General features: G+C 65.9%; 18 protein-coding genes. 10 read left to right on the top strand and 8 right to left on the bottom strand.

Annotated elements, in window-relative coordinates:
* Positions 1 to 293 precede the first annotated feature (293 nt).
* The 3 genes from ACXAF3_RS15265 (at position 294) to ACXAF3_RS15275 (ending at position 3,022) form a co-directional block, all read left to right on the top strand.
* On the top strand, positions 294 to 1,466 hold the full coding sequence (locus tag ACXAF3_RS15265; protein WP_475113176.1) for an MFS transporter: 1,173 nt from the start codon (positions 294 to 296) through the stop codon (positions 1,464 to 1,466).
* Between the two features lie 131 nt (positions 1,467 to 1,597).
* The gene (gene ssb, locus ACXAF3_RS15270; protein ID WP_475113177.1) at positions 1,598 to 2,164 is read left to right on the top strand and encodes a single-stranded DNA-binding protein; all 567 of its coding nucleotides are present in this window, start codon (positions 1,598 to 1,600) and stop codon (positions 2,162 to 2,164) included.
* Positions 2,165 to 2,179: 15 nt separating this feature from the next.
* The gene (locus ACXAF3_RS15275; protein WP_475113178.1) at positions 2,180 to 3,022 is read left to right on the top strand and encodes a sugar nucleotide-binding protein; all 843 of its coding nucleotides are present in this window, start codon (positions 2,180 to 2,182) and stop codon (positions 3,020 to 3,022) included.
* Positions 3,023 to 3,095: 73 nt separating this feature from the next.
* On the opposite strand, the gene fabB is transcribed toward ACXAF3_RS15275, so the two are convergent.
* Together fabB and fabA are read right to left on the bottom strand one after the other, a co-directional pair.
* Positions 3,096 to 4,319, bottom strand: coding sequence for a beta-ketoacyl-ACP synthase I (fabB, locus tag ACXAF3_RS15280; protein ID WP_475113179.1), 1,224 nt, complete (start codon positions 4,317 to 4,319; stop codon positions 3,096 to 3,098).
* A 70-nt stretch (positions 4,320 to 4,389) separates the two neighbouring features.
* Positions 4,390 to 4,914 (bottom strand): 3-hydroxyacyl-[acyl-carrier-protein] dehydratase FabA, encoded by a 525-nt coding sequence (gene fabA, locus ACXAF3_RS15285; protein WP_475113180.1) that lies wholly within the window; start codon positions 4,912 to 4,914, stop codon positions 4,390 to 4,392.
* Between the two features lie 279 nt (positions 4,915 to 5,193).
* Here fabA and galU point away from each other — a divergent pair, with 279 nt between their 5' ends.
* Positions 5,194 to 6,042, top strand: coding sequence for a UTP--glucose-1-phosphate uridylyltransferase GalU (gene galU / locus ACXAF3_RS15290; RefSeq protein ID WP_475113181.1), 849 nt, complete (start codon positions 5,194 to 5,196; stop codon positions 6,040 to 6,042).
* Entirely contained in the window at positions 6,043 to 7,407 is a 1,365-nt protein-coding gene (locus tag ACXAF3_RS15295; protein ID WP_475113182.1) for a phosphohexomutase domain-containing protein, read from the top strand. It begins immediately after the preceding gene.
* A gap of 479 nt (positions 7,408 to 7,886) precedes the next feature.
* Here the strand turns inward: ACXAF3_RS15295 and ACXAF3_RS15300 are convergent, their stop codons facing one another.
* Complete coding sequence (locus ACXAF3_RS15300; protein WP_475113183.1) at positions 7,887 to 8,849, bottom strand: polyprenyl synthetase family protein; 963 nt, start codon at positions 8,847 to 8,849, stop codon at positions 7,887 to 7,889.
* Between the two features lie 240 nt (positions 8,850 to 9,089).
* Between ACXAF3_RS15300 and rplU the strand changes: the two genes are divergently transcribed.
* The 5 genes from rplU to ACXAF3_RS15325 all read left to right on the top strand — a co-directional run bounded on the left by rplU (position 9,090) and on the right by ACXAF3_RS15325 (position 12,894).
* The gene (gene rplU / locus ACXAF3_RS15305; RefSeq protein ID WP_193166356.1) at positions 9,090 to 9,401 is read left to right on the top strand and encodes a 50S ribosomal protein L21; all 312 of its coding nucleotides are present in this window, start codon (positions 9,090 to 9,092) and stop codon (positions 9,399 to 9,401) included.
* Positions 9,402 to 9,419: 18 nt separating this feature from the next.
* Positions 9,420 to 9,677 (top strand): 50S ribosomal protein L27, encoded by a 258-nt coding sequence (gene rpmA / locus ACXAF3_RS15310; protein WP_475113184.1) that lies wholly within the window; start codon positions 9,420 to 9,422, stop codon positions 9,675 to 9,677.
* Positions 9,678 to 9,807: 130 nt separating this feature from the next.
* On the top strand, positions 9,808 to 11,007 hold the full coding sequence (cgtA, locus tag ACXAF3_RS15315) for an Obg family GTPase CgtA (RefSeq protein ID WP_475113185.1): 1,200 nt from the start codon (positions 9,808 to 9,810) through the stop codon (positions 11,005 to 11,007).
* Positions 11,008 to 11,057: 50 nt separating this feature from the next.
* Positions 11,058 to 12,191 carry a glutamate 5-kinase gene (proB, locus tag ACXAF3_RS15320; RefSeq protein WP_475113186.1) on the top strand — a complete coding sequence of 378 codons (1,134 nt, stop codon included), beginning with the start codon at positions 11,058 to 11,060 and terminating at the stop codon, positions 12,189 to 12,191.
* Positions 12,192 to 12,297: 106 nt separating this feature from the next.
* Positions 12,298 to 12,894 carry a DUF899 family protein gene (locus ACXAF3_RS15325; protein ID WP_475113187.1) on the top strand — a complete coding sequence of 199 codons (597 nt, stop codon included), beginning with the start codon at positions 12,298 to 12,300 and terminating at the stop codon, positions 12,892 to 12,894.
* Positions 12,895 to 12,957: 63 nt separating this feature from the next.
* On the opposite strand, the gene rpsT is transcribed toward ACXAF3_RS15325, so the two are convergent.
* The 5 genes from rpsT to ACXAF3_RS15350 form a co-directional block, all read right to left on the bottom strand.
* On the bottom strand, positions 12,958 to 13,224 hold the full coding sequence (gene rpsT / locus ACXAF3_RS15330) for a 30S ribosomal protein S20 (protein ID WP_475113188.1): 267 nt from the start codon (positions 13,222 to 13,224) through the stop codon (positions 12,958 to 12,960).
* Between the two features lie 309 nt (positions 13,225 to 13,533).
* Positions 13,534 to 15,567 (bottom strand): ATP-binding protein, encoded by a 2,034-nt coding sequence (locus ACXAF3_RS15335; protein WP_475113189.1) that lies wholly within the window; start codon positions 15,565 to 15,567, stop codon positions 13,534 to 13,536.
* A gap of 52 nt (positions 15,568 to 15,619) precedes the next feature.
* Positions 15,620 to 16,309 carry a proteobacterial dedicated sortase system response regulator gene (gene pdsR / locus ACXAF3_RS15340; RefSeq protein WP_475113190.1) on the bottom strand — a complete coding sequence of 230 codons (690 nt, stop codon included), beginning with the start codon at positions 16,307 to 16,309 and terminating at the stop codon, positions 15,620 to 15,622.
* Positions 16,310 to 16,477: 168 nt separating this feature from the next.
* On the bottom strand, positions 16,478 to 17,176 hold the full coding sequence (locus tag ACXAF3_RS15345) for an OmpA family protein (protein WP_475113191.1): 699 nt from the start codon (positions 17,174 to 17,176) through the stop codon (positions 16,478 to 16,480).
* Between the two features lie 178 nt (positions 17,177 to 17,354).
* Entirely contained in the window at positions 17,355 to 17,492 is a 138-nt protein-coding gene (locus ACXAF3_RS15350; RefSeq protein ID WP_475113192.1) for a hypothetical protein, read from the bottom strand.
* Between the last annotated feature and the right edge of the window lie 123 nt (positions 17,493 to 17,615).

Here is a 17,615-nt window from a genome sequence, read left to right on the forward strand (position 1 = left end):
GGGAAAAAAGATTTTGGTTTGGTGGGGGTGTCCCTGGTTTGGTTGGTTTTTGCAGGCATGGTCGGCGGGGGGGACCTGTCCGACAAGCCTCCAGGGATGGATTCACGGCGTGTCCTGCAAAAGGCCACCGATAGCAGCCCCCCCCTGGGCAGGTGTCACGGCCCGGGCGCTCCCGGGGCGAACACAAGGTTCTCTCCGACCGCTCCAGGCATTCAGGACGCCTTCGCCCCTACAGCCAATTCGTGCACCGCTGTTACAATGCGCGCCCTGTTTGCAGTTGTCCCGGGATTCCGATGAACTCCACCGAACGCCGCGCCCTCGCGGGCCTGGCTTCCCTGTATGTATTCCGCATGCTCGGCCTGTTTATGGTGCTGCCGGTGCTGTCCGTGTACGGTGCCGACTACCGCGGCAGCACGCCGGCGCTGCTGGGGCTGGCGCTCGGCGCCTACGGCCTCAGCCAGGCGCTGCTGCAGATTCCGCTGGGCATGCTGTCGGACCGCTGGGGCCGCAAGCCGGTGATCTTTGTGGGGCTCGCGGTCTTCGCCCTCGGCAGCTTGGTGGCGGCGCTGACGGATTCCGTCTACGGGCTGATCGTTGGCCGCGTGCTGCAGGGCTGCGGCGCCATCGCCGCGGCCACCATGGCGCTGGTGGCGGATCTGACCCGCAGCGAGCATCGCGGTATCGCGATGGCCGTTATCGGCGGCGCCATAGGCGCGGCCTTTATGCTGGCGGTGATACTGGGGCCGCTGCTGGCCGGTATCGGCGGCCTGGCGGCCATCTTCTGGCTGACGATGGCGCTGGCGCTGTTGGGGATGCTGCTGTTGTGGCGGCTGGTGCCGGCGCCGCGGGGGGCGCGCAGCGCCGGGGTCTATCGCGGCGGTTTCCGCGGCCTGCTGCGCAGCGGCGAGATCTGGCAGCTGGTCAGCGGCGTCTTCTTTTCCCACCTGCTGCTGACGGCGCTGTTCGTCGCGCTGCCGCTGGCGGTGGTGGACAGGTTGGGGCTGCCCGGCGCGGAACACTGGAAGCTGTACGGGCCCCTGATGCTGGGGGCATTTCTGGTCATGCTGCCGCTGATGCGCCTGGCCGAACGCAGCGGGCGGGTGCCGCTGGCGATGGGGCTGGCGATTCTCGGGCTGGCCGCCGGCAGTGTCGCGCTGTTGCCGGCCGGCGACGGCTTTGCGCTGGTGGCGTTGCTGGCGATCTTCTTCGTCGCCTTCAACCTGCTGGAGGCGCTGCTGCCGGCGCAGCTGACCCGCTCGGCGCCGGCGGAGGCCCGCGGCGCGGCCTCCGGCCTCTACGCGACGTTGCAGTTCCTCGGCGCCTTTGTCGGCGGCAGCCTCGGCGGTTACCTGTTCGGTCTCGGCGGCGCCGCTGCCGTGGCCGCACTGGGGCTTGTGGTGCTCGCGGTGTGGGCGCTGCTCTGGTGGCTGACGCGGGCGGACGGGCCGCTGGGAGCTAAAGGGTAGCGCTTACTAACCGGCGGCGTCTGTTGTATGCTGCTGGATAAAAATACACTGGTCGCCGGCGCTGCCGCGACCGTACATTGAAACAGTTAACTCATTGCCCCGGCAGGCCGGGGCGAAAGAAGGAGAGGGCCATGGCCAGGGGTATCAACAAAGTCATTCTGATCGGCAATCTGGGCGCAGACCCGGAGACCCGCTATATGCCCAGCGGCGGCGCTGTGACCAACGTGAATCTGGCGACTTCCGAGACCTGGAAGGACAAGCAGACCGGTCAGCAGCAGGAGCGCACCGAGTGGCACCGCGTGGTGTTCTTCAACCGCCTGGCGGAGATCGCCGGCGAGTACCTGCGCAAGGGCTCCAAGGTCTACATCGAGGGCTCCCTGCGCACCCGCAAGTGGCAGGACAAGAACACCGGCCAGGACCGCTACACCACCGAAATCGTCGCCAGCGAGATGCAGATGCTCGACGGCCGCGGCGACCAGGGCGGTTTCAATCAGGGGGGCGGTTACGACCAGCAGGGTGGCGGCTTCCCGCAGAATCAGGGCGGCGGCTACCCGCAGGGTGGTGGTCAGCCGGATTCCTTCGCCCAGGGCCGAAGTGCGCCCTCGCCGATGGCGCCGTCCACCAACCAGCCGAAGCCTTCCAGCCAGGCGCCCGCCGGCGGTTTCGACAACAGCTTCGACGACGACATTCCCTTCTAAGACGCGGCGTATCCTGTGCCAGAGCTTCACACCGGCTACCGGCCGGATTCCGTCGCGATCATCGCTGCCGGCAACGAAATCGACGGCGCGCTGCAGAAACGCCTGCAGCGCGTCGGCTTTCGCGTGCAGTTGCTGGCGGCGGGCGAACTGGAGCAGCTGCGCCCCCATTCGATCGTCATCAACGCCTCGGCCTGCGCCGGCCGGCAGGCCATGCCCAGGGCGCTGAAGGTGTGCGAGGCGCTGGCGCAGAAAGAGTGCAGCTACCTGATTCACCTCTCCTCCTACCAGGTGTTCCCCGGCGCGGCGCGCAAGCGCTACGACGAGGATGACACCCCGCAGCCGGCTTCGGAAACCGGGCGCCTGTGGCTGGCCTGCGAGCAGGCCCTGGCCGCGCACGACAAGCTGACCATTCTGCGCTTCGGCTGGATGGTGGATCGCAACGACGACGCCCTGCTCGGGCGCATTCTGCGCGGTCTGGTGGCGCGTCAGCACATTGCGCTGGACGAGCAGAGTCGCGGCAGCCCGGCCACGGTGATGGATATGGCCAGGGTCACGGTGGCCGTGGCCCAGCAACTGGCCAGCGGCGCGCCGCCATCCGGCGTCTATCACTATGGCGCCGCCGACAGCTGCACCGCAATGGAGTTTGCCCGCGAGGTGGTGGAGCGGGCGCAGTCCTTCTACGACGAGGAGTTTTCCCCGCAGCTGGATGCGCTGCCGTCCGAAGGGGAGGGCCACAGCGTGGTGCTTGCCTGCGGCAAGCTGCGCGACGTATTCGGTATACAGCAGCGCAGCTGGCGTCAGGGGCTGACACGGCAGGTGGAGCTGTGGCTGGAGCGGTTGGAGGCTGAAAAGGCCTGATCTCGATACCGGGTCGGATCCGTAGGGCGAACACGAGGTTCGCCCCTACATGTCGACTGTGGTCGCTTGTGGTTTAGACCTTGTCGAACACCAGGCAGGCGTTGGTGCCGCCGAAGCCGAAGCTGTTGGACATGGCGCGCTTGATTTCCTGTTCGCGCACCTCGGTCACCAGATCCATACCCTCGGCGGCCGGGTCGCGGTTCTCCACATTGGCGGAGGCGGCGATAAAGCCGTTCTGCATCATCAGCAGGCAGTAGATGGCCTCCTGTACGCCGGCGGCGCCGAGGGAGTGGCCGGTCAGGGACTTGGTGGAGGCGAAGGCCGGCACCTCGTCGCCGAATACGCTGCGCATGGCCTTCAGTTCCGCCACGTCGCCCACCGGGGTGGAGGTGCCGTGGGTGTTGATATAGTCCACCCGGCCCTCGAGCCCCCTGCCGTCCATACCCGCCAGCGCCTGCTGCATGCAGCGGGTGGCGCCCTCGCCGCTGGGGGCCACCATGTCGTAGCCGTCGGAGGTGGCGCCATAGCCCACCAGCTCCGCGTAGATGGTCGCACCGCGGGCCTTGGCGTGCTCCATTTCCTCCAGCACCAGGCAGCCGCCGCCGCCGGCGATCACGAAGCCGTCGCGGTCTGCGTCGTAGGGGCGCGAGGCGCGGCTGGGCTTGTCGTTGTACTTGGTGGACAGGGCGCCCATGGCGTCGAACAGGTGGGTCAGGCTCCAGGCCAGCTCCTCGCCGCCGCCGGCGAAGACGATGTCCTGCTTACCCATCTGGATCAGTTCGGCGCCGTTGCCGATACAGTGCGCGCTGGTGGCGCAGGCGGAGGAGATGCTGTAGTTGACGCCCTTGATCTTGAAGGGCGTGGCCAGGCAGGCGGAAACGGTGCTGCCCATCACCTGCGGCACCCGGTAGGCGCCGACGCGGCGCACACCCTTTTCCTTCAGAGTCTGCGCGGCTTCGATGATCTCGCGGGTGCTGGTGCCGCCGGAGCCCATCACTATGCCGGTGCGCGGGTTGGAGATATCGCTCTCCTCCAGGCCGGACATGGCGATAGCCTCCTTCATTGCAATGTACGCGTAGGCGGCGGAGTCGCCCATAAAGCGCAGCACCTTGCGGTCGATATGCTCCTTGAAGTCGATATCCACCGGGCAGGCCACCTGGCTGCGCAGGCCCAGCTCCCGGTATTCCTCCATGTAGCGGATACCGCTGCGGCCCGCCTTCAGAGAGGCGGTCACTTCCTCGGTGTTGGTGCCGATGCAGGATGTAATACCCATTCCGGTAATGGCAACCCGGCGCATAGTCATCTCCAGTAAAGCTTTTCGACAGTGTACTTAGTTATTTTTTTGTCTGCAGTGGTTCGCAGCGGACTTAAAAGTTGTCGGTGCGGGTGAACAGGCCCACGCGCAGATCCTTGGCGGTGTAGATCTCGCGGCCGTCCACGGAAACGCTGCCGTCGCCGATACCCATCACCAGCTTGCGCTCCACCAGGCGGCTCATCTGGATATGGTAGGTGACCTTCTTGGCAGTCGGAAGGATCTGGCCGGTGAACTTCACCTCGCCGCAACCGAGGGCGCGGCCGCGGCCGGGGTTGCCCTTCCAGGCGAGGAAGTAGCCGAGCAGCTGCCACATGGCGTCCAGGCCCAGGCAGCCGGGCATGACCGGGTCGCCGGGGAAGTGGCACTCGAAAAACCAGAGGTCCGGGTGAATATCCAGCTCGGCGATCAGCTCACCCTTGCCGTGGGCGCCGCCGTCCTTGGAAATATGGGTGATGCGGTCGAGCATCAACATATTGGGTGCCGGCAGTTGGGCATTGCCGGGGCCGAACATCTCACCGCGCGAGCAGGCCAGGAGCTCTTCTTTGCTGTAGCTGCTTTTTTGAACGAAATTACTCATTTTTTCCCCGTCGTTGGGTGTTTGCGCCATAGAGACTGGGCGCTTTTGCAAGAGCGGGCATTCTAAGGTCTGAGCATAGCTTGTCCAGTCGGTCATGGTCCTATTTGTGACCGCTGCCGGTCCAGCTGCCACGAATCTGCAATATATTCGCCGCAGCCTTTGAGGCCCGATGACGGGATTGCGCTGTAATGGCCTGTATGTGAACCCTGTCACCAAATTGTGATAAGTTGCCCTTCCTGCGCAGGGGAGCGCAATTGAAAGTATGTATTGGGGACAAGAATGCTCAAAAAATGTCTTTTCCCGGTGGCCGGTTACGGCACCCGGTTCCTGCCGGCCACCAAGGCCATGCCCAAGGAGATGCTGCCGCTGGTGAACAAACCGCTGGTGCAGTACGGTGTGGAGGAGGCTATCGAGGCCGGCCTGACCGAAATCGGCTTCGTGACCGGCCGCGGCAAGCGCGCCATCGAGGACCACTTCGATACCAACTTCGAGCTGGAGCACCAGATCGCCGGCACCAGCAAGGAAAAATACCTGGAGTGCGTGCGCAAGGTCATCGACAGCGCCAGCTTCTCCTATACCCGCCAGGGCGAGATGCGCGGCCTCGGCGACGCGATATTGCAGGGGCAGCGCCTGGTGGGCGACGAGCCCTTCGCCGTGGTGCTGGCGGACGACCTGTGCCTGAACGAGGAGCTGGGTGTGCTGGGGCAGATGGTGCAGCTGTACAAGCAGTTCCGCTGCAGCATCGTTGCGGTCGAGGAGGTGCCGAAGGACCAGATCCACAAGTTCGGCGTTATCGCCGGCAACGAGATCAAGCCGGGCCTGTACCAGGTCACCGACATGGTGGAGAAGCCGGCCGCCGAGGAGGCGCCGAGCAATATGGCCATCATCGGCCGCTATATCCTGACCCCGGATATCTTCGATCTGATCCGCGAGACGCCGCCGGGCAAGAACGGCGAAGTGCAGATCACCGACGCCCTGTTGGCCCAGGCCCAGCGCGGCTGTGTGCTGGCCTATGCGTTCAAGGGGCGCCGCTTCGACTGCGGATCCGTGGACGGCTTTATCGAGGCCACCAACCACGTCTACGAACACGTCTACCTGCCCGAGCAGGCCGAGCTGGAGAAGAAGTAAGTGACCGAGCTGACCTGTTTCAAGGCCTATGACCTGCGCGGCCGCGTCCCCGACGAGCTGAACACCGATATCGCCTACCGCGTCGGCCGCGCCTTCGCCCAGTTCCTCGGCGCCCGGCGCGTCGTGGTCGGCCACGATATTCGCCTGACCAGCGGCGAGCTGACCGATGCGCTGGCCGAGGGGCTGCGCGACGCCGGCGCCGATGTGTTCCATATCGGTCAGTGCGGCACCGAGGAGGTCTACTTCGCCACCTTCCACGGCCTGTTTTCAGGGGAAAAGGCCGACGGCGGCATCTGCGTGACCGCGAGTCACAACCCGATGGATTACAACGGCATGAAGTTCGTGCGCGCCGGCAGCCGCCCGATCAGCGGCGATACCGGCCTGCTGGATATCAAGCGCTTGGCGGAGGAGGGCGATTTCACCCCCGTGAACAAGCGCGGCGACCTGGCCCGCTACGAGCACCGCGCGGATTTCGTGCAGCACCTGCTCGGCTATGTGGACGTCTCCGAGCTGAAGCCGCTGAAGCTGGTCGTCAACGCCGGCAACGGCGGCGCCGGCAGCGTCGTGGACGCGCTGGCGCCCCATCTGCCGTTCGAATTCGTGCGCGTACACCACGAGCCGGACGGCAATTTCCCCAACGGCATCCCCAACCCGATACTGCCGGGAAACCGCGAATCCACTGCGCGCGCCGTTAAAGAGAGCGGCGCCGACTTCGGCATCGCCTGGGACGGGGACTTCGACCGCTGCTTTTTCTTCGATGAGAACGGCGATTTTATCGAGGGCTACTACGTGGTCGGCCTGCTGGCAGAGGCTTTCCTCGTGAAACACCCGGGCGCGAAAGTGGTGCACGACCCGCGCCTGGTGTGGAACACCCAGGATATCGTCCGCGCGGCCGGCGGCGAGCCGGTACAGAGCAAGACCGGTCACGCGTTTATCAAGGAGCGTATGCGCAAGGAGGACGCCATCTACGGTGGCGAGATGAGTGCGCACCACTACTTCCGCGATTTCGCCTACTGCGACAGCGGCATGATTCCGTGGCTGCTGGTCGCGGAGCTGGTCAGCCGCAGCGGCAAGCCGCTGTCACAGCTGGTGGGCGAGCGCATGGCCGCCTTCCCCTGTTCCGGCGAGATCAACTCCAAGGTCGAGGATCCGGCGGCGCTGCTGAAGGCGGCCGAGGATAAGTACGGTCCCGACGCCGACAGTGTCGAGCATGTCGACGGCCTCAGCGTCGCCTTCGCCGACTGGCGCTTCAACCTGCGCATGTCCAACACCGAGCCGGTGGTGCGCCTGAACGTCGAATCCCGCGGGGATGCGGCGCTGATGCAGGAGAAGACCGAGGAATTGTTGCAGTTGATTCGCGGTTAACTATGGCTGCGAGGCCGAATGTGGGGGCGAACCTTGTGTTCGCCCTTTTTCGTTCAGTGCTTCGTAGACAATTTGGTGGCGGCCCCGCTACCGGTGGCTGTTTGCCAGACACGCTGTGAATACGTCCATGTACGCTCTAATCGGCATCCATGCCTCATAAGGTCTGGCAAACAGCCACCGGCATCAGGACCTTCGCATTACGATCATTCTAATTAGAAATGTCGCCTGTCAGAACTTTGCGTACAACGCTCCGTAGTCCGAATTGCAGGCTAAGTGCTGGGTGTACCATTTCGAAACCGTCGGCGACAGGGATGTCGCCGACGGAGCGTACAGGGATGTATTCACAGCGGTTTCGAAATGGTACACCCAGTGCTTTGCCGCCACGGTGCTGGAACAGAGCACCCAGGGGGCGCAAATTACCAAGAACAAAAAGGGCGAACACAAGGTTCGCCCCTACGATTTAAGCCCCTGGGTAGGCGTTAAACCGTCCGTTCCACCGCAAAAGTTGCCAGCTGCTGCAGCGCCGCCTTCTGTTCCCCCTCCGGCAGAAATGCCAGATGATTCTTCGCGTCATCCACCGCCGCCCGTGCCCTGTCCATGGTGTAGTCGAGTGCGCCGCAGGCCTCGATGGCCTCGACAATTTCGCTCAGCTTGTCCGCGCTGCGCCGCTCGATCGCCGCGCGCACCAGCGCCGCCTGGGCGGCGGTGCCGTTGGCCATGGTGTAGATCAGCGGCAGGGTCGGCTTGCCCTCGGCCAGGTCGTCGCCGACATTCTTGCCCAGTTCCTCGGGGTCGCCGCGGTAGTCCAGCGCGTCGTCCACCAGCTGGAAGGCCAGGCCGAGGCTGCGGCCGTAGAGCTTGAGGGAGTGGCGCTCTTCGCCCGAGCAGCCGGCCAGCACCGCCGCCGTCTCGCAGGCGGCCTCGAACAGGGCGCCGGTCTTCTTGTGGATCACGGTGAAATAATTGTCCTCGCTCACCTGTGGATCGCCGGCATTGACCAGCTGCTGCACCTCGCCCTCGGCGATGGTGTTGGTGGTGTCGGAGAGGATGGCCATGATGTCCATATTCCCGAGCGCCACCATCATCTGGAAGGCGCGGGAGTAGAGGAAGTCCCCGACCAGTACCGCCGGGGCATTGCCCCACTTGGCGTTGGCGGTCAGGCGGCCGCGGCGCCTGTCCGAGGTGTCCACCACGTCGTCGTGCAGCAGCGTGGCGGTGTGGATGAACTCGATGACCGTCGCCAGGTCGATATGATCGCTGCCCCTGTAGCCGGCGGCGCGGGCGCACAGCAGTACCAGCAGCGGCCGCAGGCGCTTGCCGCCGGCCTCGACCAGGTAGTGGCCGATGTTTTCCACCAGGGGAACGTCCGAGTGCAGTTGGTCGAGGATACGCTGGTTGACCGCGGCGAAATCGTCGGCGGCGACCCGGTGAAAAGGCAGCATGCTTGGGTTCCTTATACTACTTGAGACGGCCGCTGCGGAGGCATCCGCGCGGCGAAGGGCCGCTATTGTATCAACCGGTTGAATTGATTAGAATCTGCGCCCCGTTTCCGCCGACCCCGGGTCGCGGGCGGCAGACGTTTAACAACACGGCGCAAGCTCCCAAAATGCGGAGCAGTGACTACCGGGTCTTAGCCGGTGTCCTCCCGCTGCTTCGTGTCGTCCATTTCGGAGCATAGAGATATGTACGCTGTAATTGAAAGCGGTGGCAAGCAGCACCGCGTAGAAGAGGGCGAAGTGCTTCGCCTGGAGAAGCTGGAAGTCGCCACCGGCGAGTCCATCGATTTCGACAAAGTGCTGATGGTCGTCGACGGCGACAAGATCAACATCGGCGCCCCGGTAGTAGACGGCGCTAAGGTGACTGCGGAAGTGGTCAGCCACGGCCGCGGTGAAAAGGTGAAGATCATCAAGTTCCGCCGCCGCAAGCACTCCATGAAGCGCCAGGGCCACCGTCAGTGGTACACCGAAGTTAAAATCACTGGCATCAAGGCATAAGCAGAGGAGTAACGACTCATGGCACACAAGAAAGCTGGCGGTAGTACGCGCAACGGTCGCGATTCCGAAAGTAAACGCCTGGGCGTGAAGCGCTTTGGCGGCCAGTCTGTAACCGCAGGCAACATCATCGTGCGTCAGCGCGGCACCAAGTTCCACGCCGGCGTTAACGTTGGCATGGGCAAGGACCACACCCTGTTCGCGACCGCGGACGGCGTTGTGAAGTTCGAGGTGAAGGGCCCCAACAACCGCAAGTTCGTTTCCATCGAAACTGCCTAAGCGGTTCTGAGCTCAAGCTTCGTAAAAGCCCCGCCCACAGCGGGGCTTTTTCGTTTCGCGACAGGTGGAACAGTTTTGCGCAGGTTACACTGCGGCATAGGAAAATAACCGCGCTGGCGGTGGAGTGAGCATGAAATTTGTCGATGAGGCCCCCATTCACGTGCAGGCCGGCAAGGGCGGTAACGGCTGCCTGAGTTTCCGCCGCGAGAAGTTTGTCGAGAAGGGCGGCCCGGACGGTGGCGATGGCGGCGATGGCGGTTCCGTCTATCTGGAGGCGGACGATTCCCTGAACACGCTCGTGGACTACCGCTACCAGACCCGCTACGCCGCCCAGAGCGGCGAGCCGGGCCGCGGCCGCAGCTGCACCGGCGCCAAGGGCGAGGACCTGGTGCTGAAGGTGCCGGTGGGCACCACCGTGATCGACGTGGATACCGGCGAGACCCTCGGCGATATGACCGTCGCGGGCGAGCGGTTGCTGGTGGCCCAGGGCGGTTTCCACGGCCTCGGCAACACCCGCTTCAAGTCCAGCACCAACCGCGCGCCGCGCCAGACCACCAACGGCACCCCCGGCGAGGAGCGCAACCTGAAGCTGGAGCTGAAGGTGCTGGCCGACGTGGGTATGCTCGGTCTGCCCAATGCCGGCAAGTCCACCTTTATCCGCGCCGTGTCCGCGGCCAAGCCCAAGGTGGCCAACTACCCCTTTACCACCCTGGTGCCGAGTCTCGGCGTGGTGCAGGTGCAGAGGCACCGCAGCTTCGTGATCGCCGATATTCCCGGCCTGATCGAGGGCGCCGCCGAGGGGGCCGGCCTGGGTATCCGCTTCCTCAAGCACCTGACCCGCTGCCGGGTGCTGCTGCACCTGGTGGACCTGGCGCCCTTCGACGGCTCGGACCCGGTGGAAAACGCCCGCGCTATAGAGCGCGAGCTGGCGAGCTTCAGTCCGACCCTGGCCGGGCGCGAGCGCTGGCTGGTACTGAACAAGACCGACCTGGTGCCGGCGGCGGAGCTGGATCAGCGCTGCGACGCGATCGTCGACGCGCTGGGCTGGCAGGGGCCGGTATTCCGCGTCGCCGCGATACGCGGCGAGGGTACCGGCGCGCTCTGCGGGCGCCTGATGGACTACCTGGAGGCGCGCAGGGAGGCCGAGGCGGAGGATCCGGCGCTGGCCGAGGCGGAGCTGGAGGCTCAGCGCCAGATGCAACGCGAGGCGCGCGAGCGCATCGACGAGCTGCGCGAGGCGCAGCGCGCCAAGCGCCGCGCCGCCAAGGCGGGTGATGAAGACGATTGGGACGACGATGACCACGATGTCGATATAGAATACCGACACTGATTGGTTTTTCTCCTCTCCTCGCTCGCCGGGGGAGGGGGTGGGGAGGGGAAATGGATTCCGCATCGTCTCGCCAGCGGCTCGCCTCGGGCAGGCGCTGGGTTATCAAGATCGGCAGCGCGCTGCTGACCGACGGCGGTCGGGGGGTAAACCGGGCCGCCATTTTCAATTGGGTGGAGCAGATTGCCGCCCTGCGCAGCCGCGGTATCGAGGTGATCCTGGTCTCCTCCGGTGCCGTGGCCGCCGGTATGGACCGCCTCGGCTGGCGCCGCCGCCCGGAGTCCATCCACCAGCTGCAGGCGGCCGCCGCCATAGGCCAGAGCCATCTGCTGCAGATCTATGAGCACGCCTTCGGCCAGTTCGACTGCCGCACCGCGCAGATACTGCTGGACCACGACGACCTCTCCAACCGCACCCGCTATCTGAACGCGCGCAGCACCCTGCGCACCCTGCTCTCCCTCGGCGCGATTCCCATCGTCAACGAAAACGACACAGTCGTCACCGATGAGATCCGTTTCGGCGACAACGACACATTGGCGGCGCTGGTGGCCAACCTGGTGGAGGCGGATGTGCTGCTGATTCTGACCGACGCGGACGGTCTCTTTACCCAGGATCCCCGCGACAATCCCGGGGCCGAGCTGATCGGCGAGGCCTCGGCGGCGGACCCGAAGCTGCTGGCCATGGCCGGCGGCTCCCGCAGCGGCCTCGGCCGCGGCGGCATGACCACCAAGGTGCGCGCGGCACAGCTGGCGGCGCGCTCCGGCGCCTGCACCGTGATCGCCGGCGGCGCGCGCGAGGGCGTGATCGAGCGGGTCTACGCCGGTGAACCCCTGGGCACGCTGCTGTTGCCGGAGGCGGATCCGCTCACCGCGCGCAAGCGCTGGCTGGCCGGCCAGCTGCAGGTGCGCGGCGCCCTGACCCTGGACGGCGGCGCCGAGGCGGCGCTGCGCACCGGTGGCAAGAGCCTGCTGGCGGTCGGTGTCACCGCCGTCGAAGGGCGCTTCCGCCGCGGCGAACTGGTCTCCTGCCGCAATGGCGCCGGCGAGGAGATAGCCCGCGGTCTGGCCAATTACGACAGCGGCGAAACCGCGAAGATACTCGGCCAGCCGTCGGAGAAGTTCGTCGAACTGCTCGGCTATCGCGACGACGACGAGCTGATCCACCGCGACAACCTGATACTGCTGTAGCTATCCGGCGGCGGCAAAAAAGGCGCTGGATTGCACCTTCCCGCACACGCTCGCGCGCGGCAGGGGTTAATCTGTCGGCTCGACAGTCAGCCGCAGGGGGCGTGCCGTGGACGAAATCCAGCAAACCGAGCAGCAGATCTTCGAGCTGATACAAAAGCTCAACGAACTGCGTAAGACGCACCGCGGTGAAGCGGTGCCGAACTACACCTTTTCCACCCTCGATGGCGAGGTCTCGCTGTCTGACCTGTTCGCCGGGCGCGAACGGCTGCTGCTGATTCACAATATGGGGCAGGGCTGCCGCTATTGCACCCTGTGGGCGGACGGTTTCAATGGGCTTCTGCCGCACCTGGAGTCGGCCATGTCGGTGGTGCTGGTATCGAAAGACGCGCCGGAAGTGCAGCGCAACTTCGCCAACAGTCGCGGCTGGCGTTTCCGCCTGGCCTCACACGGCGGTGGCGACTATATCCGCGAGCAGACGGTTGCGTCCGGCCAGGGCAATATGCCCGGTGCTGTCGTCTACGAGTGCGATGGCGGCGCCATCTACCGCAAGAACAGCTGTGTGTTCGGTCCGGGAGATATCTACTGCGCTCTGTGGAGTCTGCTCGGGTTGGCGGGTATGGGGGAGGCGGACTGGACGCCGCAGTTCAACTACTGGCGGCGCCCGCAAAAGCTGGATGACGGCGGTGCAAGTCTGCTCGAATAGGCGCGCCGCCAACGAAAAAGCCCCGCTGTTGCGGGGCTTTTGGATCGCTTGGCGCGGCGGAGATTAAGCTGCCAGAGCCTTGATCTGTGCGTTCAGGCGGCTCTTGTGACGGGCGGCCTTATTCTTGTGAATAATGCCCTTGTCCGCCATGCGGTCGATAACCGGCACCGCTTCCGCGTAGGCTGTCTTGGCTTTTTCCGCGTCACCTGCATCGATGGCCGCAACTACCTTCTTGATGTAGGTGCGCACCATGGAGCGCAGGCTGGCGTTGTGCTTGCGGCGCTTGTCGTTCTGGCGCGCGCGTTTCTTCGCTTGAGGTGAGTTGGCCACCGGTTGCTCCTGTCTGGAATCTCAATAAATCTGTAACTAACAGGCCCTGGGGCCCGATCGGGACGCGACATTATCGCCACGGCTGGTTGTTTGTCAACCGCTGGCAGCGCCGGGCCCCGCCTCGGTTTGCGGGCCCTGGCCCGCTTCTTCTGATCTGGCTTCGGGGTGGCCTTACTACCGGCGGCTTCCCGCAAGACACGCTGTGAATACGTCCCTGTACGCTCTCCACGGCCATCCATGGCCGTGAAAGGTCTGGCGGGAAGCCGCCGGTAGTAAGGCCTCGGCACCGGTGCCGTCCTGCTAAAACCGTCAGGCGGGCAGCTCGAAAGTGAAGATGACGCCACTGCCGTCCTCCCGATTCGCCGCGGTCAGTCGGCCGCGGTGGAAGTCCGCGATCAGCCTGGCGATATGCAGGCCCAGGCCCAGGTGGCCGGCCTTGCCGCCGTCGTCGCGCACCGATACCAGTGAGTCGAACAGTTTGCGGCCATAGCCCTCCGGCAGCGGCGGCCCGTCGTTCTCGACCGACAGGCGGTAGCCGTCCTTGCCCCGCTGCACCGCCAGGGTGATGGTGCTGCCCTCGGGGGCGAAGCTGCAGGCGTTGTCCACCAGCTTGTCCAGCAGCTGCGCCAGCAGCTCCGGCGCGCCCCGGGCCGGCAGCCGCCCCGGGGGCTTGCTGAGTGCGAACTGGTGTCCGCCGTGGGCATCGCCGTAGCACTGCACCAGCACTTCGAGCAGATCCGCCAGGTCGAAGTCCTCGAACTCCGCCTGGCGGATGCCGGCCTCCAGGTTGCTGGCGGCGGAGAGGCTGTTCAGTATGCCCGACAGGCGCGCGCTGCCGTCCATGGCGCGCTCGGCGTAGCGGCGGCTGTCGCCGTCCAGGTCGCCCGCGGCCAGGTTGTCCAGCGACGAGCGCACCACCGCCAGCGGCGTGCGCAGCTCGTGGGACAGTTTGCTCGCCAGCGTGCGCAGGTAGTGATGGTACTGGTCCAGCTCCGTCAATAGGCTGGCGAAGGCGTGGTTCAGGGCGCCCAGTTCGTCGCCTATGCGCGAGCGGGGGAAGTCGCCGCGCAGCTTGCCGTTCGCGTCCACGGCGTTGCGCGCGGCCCGGTGCAGGCGGCGGATGCGCCAGGACAGCCAACTGGCGTAGCCGAGCAGCAGCAACAGCGCGGCGCCGGCGGCGGCGCAGCTCACCAGCCACAGGCGGTGTGCGGCGGACTCGGTCAGGGACTGCAGGGCGGCGCCGGATTGCAGCGCCACCACGCGCCCGAGCAGCGGCCGCTCGACGATATCGTCGGCGCGGGTGATCACCGGCACACTGGCGGCGCCGATACGGCTGTCCCAGGGGCCGCGGAACCACTGCTGTGTACTGCCGCGGGTCGCGGGCGCTGCCAGGGATTCCGGCAGGGCGCCATCCGGCAGGGCCGGCAGCGCCTCGCGGGCGAGCAGGCGGCGGTAGATCCAGCCGCGCAGCCAGGACTGGCCGCCGTCCCCGGCGGGCGCCGTTTCCATTTGCCCGCTGCTGGCGAGCAGGAAGCCCTCGCTGTCCACCACCGCCAGGCGCAGCTGCGGCCGCGCAAAGTGGTCCAGTTCCGCCTGCAGTCCGGTGAGGGGCCGCACCAGCCTGCCGGGGAGGCCGTCGGCGGGCAGGGTGCTTGCGCTGCGCTCGGGCGGGGCGCCGTCGCTGCGGCTGCGGTCGCTGACACCGATGGCCAGCGCGCCCCCGGTCAGCCGGTAGGGCAGCGCCAGTTCCAGTTGATAGCCGCGCGCCGACGAGGTCCAGCGGCCGCGCAGGCGCAGCTCGCGCTCATAGGTGCCGCGCCTGGGGTTGTGCCACAGGGCGCGGGCCGCGCCCTGGCTGGCGACGGGCAGCAGATAGCGGCGTTCGGCGGTGAACAATTCCACCGCGTCGCCGCTGGCCAGCAGGCCGGTGCGCGGATCCTGGTAGGCGGGGGTGCCGTCGGCCACGGTCAGCAGCAGGTAGATGTGCTCGTCGAACTGGCCCAGGGTGAGCTGGGCCAGCGGGGCGCCGTGCGCGTCCTCGAGTTCGCGCGCGGGCAGGCCCAACTGGCGCCAATCGTCACCGTAGCCGTCCAGTATCGGCGCCTGGGGCAGCGGGTTGAGATACAGCTGGGCGCCGCTCGGGCGCCCCAGGCGCGCCGGATCCGGTGCGATCAGCTCGGGTGCACTGGCGAGCCGCGCCGCCACGGCGCTGGCGGTGGCTTCGAGGGCCTGCATCTGCCCCTGCGCCAGCGCGTCGTCCACCTGGCGCAGATACTGGCAACCGGCCCAGGGCAGGGCCAGGGAGACCAGGCTGACGAGCAGGAGTTGGCGGCGCAGCTTCACGGCTTGTCACCGTCTGTAGTCGGCGCAATGTTGGCGGGCGCCGGCGGCGGACTCAGACCTGCCACCGGTAGCCCATGCCGTAGGCGGTGGCTATGGCGTCGAATTCGCTGTCCAGGGCCTGGAACTTGCGCCGGATACGCTTTACATGGGAGGTGATGGTGTTGTCGTCCAGCACCACGCGCGCCGCCTCCATCAGCTGGCTGCGGGACTTCACGTGGCCGGGCCTCTTGGCCAGCGCGTGCACTATCCAGAATTCGGTCACCGTCAGGTCCACCCGCTCGCCGCCCCAGTGGCAGTGCAGGCGCGAGATATCCAGCTCCAGCTTGCCCTGGGTCAGGGTTTCCCCCGCGTCGCTCTGATCGCGCAGCACGCTGACGCGGCGCAGCAGCGCGTTGATGCGCGCCTGCATATGGGGCAGGGAGATGTCTTTGGTCAGATAGTCGTCGGCGCCGAGGCGCAGGCCGGAGATGATGTCCAGTTCCGAGTCGCGCGCGGTCAGGAACAGGATCGGCAGGCTCGGCGCCATGGCGCGCAGCTCGCGGCACAGTTCGAAGCCGCCCTCGATCTCCGCGCCCAGGCCCACGTCGATGACCGCCAGATCCGGCAGCCGCTGGCGAAAGGCCTCCAGGGCCTCGGGGCGGGAGCCGTACAGCTCCACCCGGTAGCCGCTGCGGCGCAGGGCGTCGCGGTAGTTTTCGGCAATGGCGCGCTCGTCTTCGACGATGGCGATGGTGGCACTCATGGCGGTTTCCGGTTGATTTTTATGCTGGCTCGGAATCATGCACGAACTCATTCCATAAAATCAAAAAAGCGGGCGCCGGGCGCCCGCAAGTACAACAGGGTTTGCGCTGAGGGAGTTGGGCGGGCGGTCGCGGCGGATTTGCAGTCCGCGCGCGACATCTCTCGCGGTTCAGAAGTGGCCGGCCATGGACTCGGGCAGGTTGAAGAGGATATCCACCCGGCGCTCCATCGCGTAGGCGTCCGCGTCGCCGCGCGGGGCCTGGGAGTAGGTCGCGCCGAGGGCGCGGCGGCTGATGCGGGAGGCCTCCACACCGTAGGCTTCCAGGGCGCGCTGTACGGACAGGGCGCGCTGGTCGGACAGCACGTTGTTGTAGCCGTCGCTGCCGCGGGGATCCGCGCGTCCCTCCAGTCGTACCTGCAGGTGGGGGTGGCGGTTGAGGAAATCCGCCAGGGCGCTCAACTGGCGCAGCTGGCCCTCCTGCAGCTGGTCGTCGCCGGTGGTAAACAGCAGTTGAAATTGCAGTGAGTCCAGCGCCAGCTCTTGCGCGTCGTTGGCCGACAGGCGCGCCGCGTCCAGTTGTTGTGCCAGGTTGCTGAGTTCCGCGCGGCTGTCTGTCAGTTGTGTCGCCAGCATGTCTGCCTCTTCTGCTTGTTTGATCTGCTCGCCGAGCCAGGCACCGCCGAGCGCGCCGGCGATAAACCCGACCGGGCCGCCCACTGCGGCGCCCGCGACGGCGGCGCCGGTGAAAACGGTGGCCTGCTTGGCCGGTGTCAGTTTCGATCCCTTGAACTCGCGATTCTGTTCTGCTGCCTGGGCGCCGGTAGCGATCACAGAGCCCAGGGTGACTGCCATCAATACTTTTTTCATTTTCTTCTCCTTGCGGTTTTATCGAGTCTCGTTGCTGGGGCCAACTTTTGTTTCCGGCCCGGTCGAGACTTATTAAAAAACCGCAAGGAGGCGCTGGCGTGGCACCCGAGTGGCGAACTCGAGCGCAATTGTGGCGAAATATGGCGGCCTCGCCGTATCCACCCGTCTCCCGGGAGCGCTAGCGGTGGCGGCGGTAGCGCCTGTCGCGGGGTGCGTCTATGCGCACGCGCACACGCTGGGGGCGGGGCCCGAGCGCTACCGCGACATACAGCACAATTGCCAGCGCCAGAGCGATAATCAATGCGTTGATGGTCATCCGTATCTCCTTACGCCGCCAGTCTCCCTCGGGGCGCGCCACTAGCTCAACTTGAGTATAGGCTGGCGCGCCAAAGGTCGTAGGGCCTATTTGGCATTTCGGCGTTTTCCCGCGTCCGGTGTA

The organism is Microbulbifer sp. ABF4_143, assembly GCF_056160225.1.

Excerpts from the sequence above, each read along its gene's own strand:
- fabA (WP_475113180.1), bottom strand. The coding sequence starts at position 4,914 with ATGAGTAATTTCGTTCAAAAAAGCAGCTACAGCAAAGAAGAGCTCCTG.
- ACXAF3_RS15265 (WP_475113176.1), top strand. The coding sequence starts at position 294 with ATGAACTCCACCGAACGCCGCGCCCTCGCGGGCCTGGCTTCCCTGTAT.
- cgtA (WP_475113185.1), top strand. The coding sequence starts at position 9,808 with ATGAAATTTGTCGATGAGGCCCCCATTCACGTGCAGGCCGGCAAGGGC.
- ACXAF3_RS15300 (WP_475113183.1), bottom strand. The coding sequence starts at position 8,849 with ATGCTGCCTTTTCACCGGGTCGCCGCCGACGATTTCGCCGCGGTCAAC.
- ssb (WP_475113177.1), top strand. The coding sequence starts at position 1,598 with ATGGCCAGGGGTATCAACAAAGTCATTCTGATCGGCAATCTGGGCGCA.
- ACXAF3_RS15350 (WP_475113192.1), bottom strand. The coding sequence starts at position 17,492 with ATGACCATCAACGCATTGATTATCGCTCTGGCGCTGGCAATTGTGCTG.
- galU (WP_475113181.1), top strand. The coding sequence starts at position 5,194 with ATGCTCAAAAAATGTCTTTTCCCGGTGGCCGGTTACGGCACCCGGTTC.
- proB (WP_475113186.1), top strand. The coding sequence starts at position 11,058 with ATGGATTCCGCATCGTCTCGCCAGCGGCTCGCCTCGGGCAGGCGCTGG.
- fabB (WP_475113179.1), bottom strand. The coding sequence starts at position 4,319 with ATGCGCCGGGTTGCCATTACCGGAATGGGTATTACATCCTGCATCGGC.
- ACXAF3_RS15345 (WP_475113191.1), bottom strand. The coding sequence starts at position 17,176 with ATGAAAAAAGTATTGATGGCAGTCACCCTGGGCTCTGTGATCGCTACC.
- rplU (WP_193166356.1), top strand. The coding sequence starts at position 9,090 with ATGTACGCTGTAATTGAAAGCGGTGGCAAGCAGCACCGCGTAGAAGAG.
- rpmA (WP_475113184.1), top strand. The coding sequence starts at position 9,420 with ATGGCACACAAGAAAGCTGGCGGTAGTACGCGCAACGGTCGCGATTCC.
- pdsR (WP_475113190.1), bottom strand. The coding sequence starts at position 16,309 with ATGAGTGCCACCATCGCCATCGTCGAAGACGAGCGCGCCATTGCCGAA.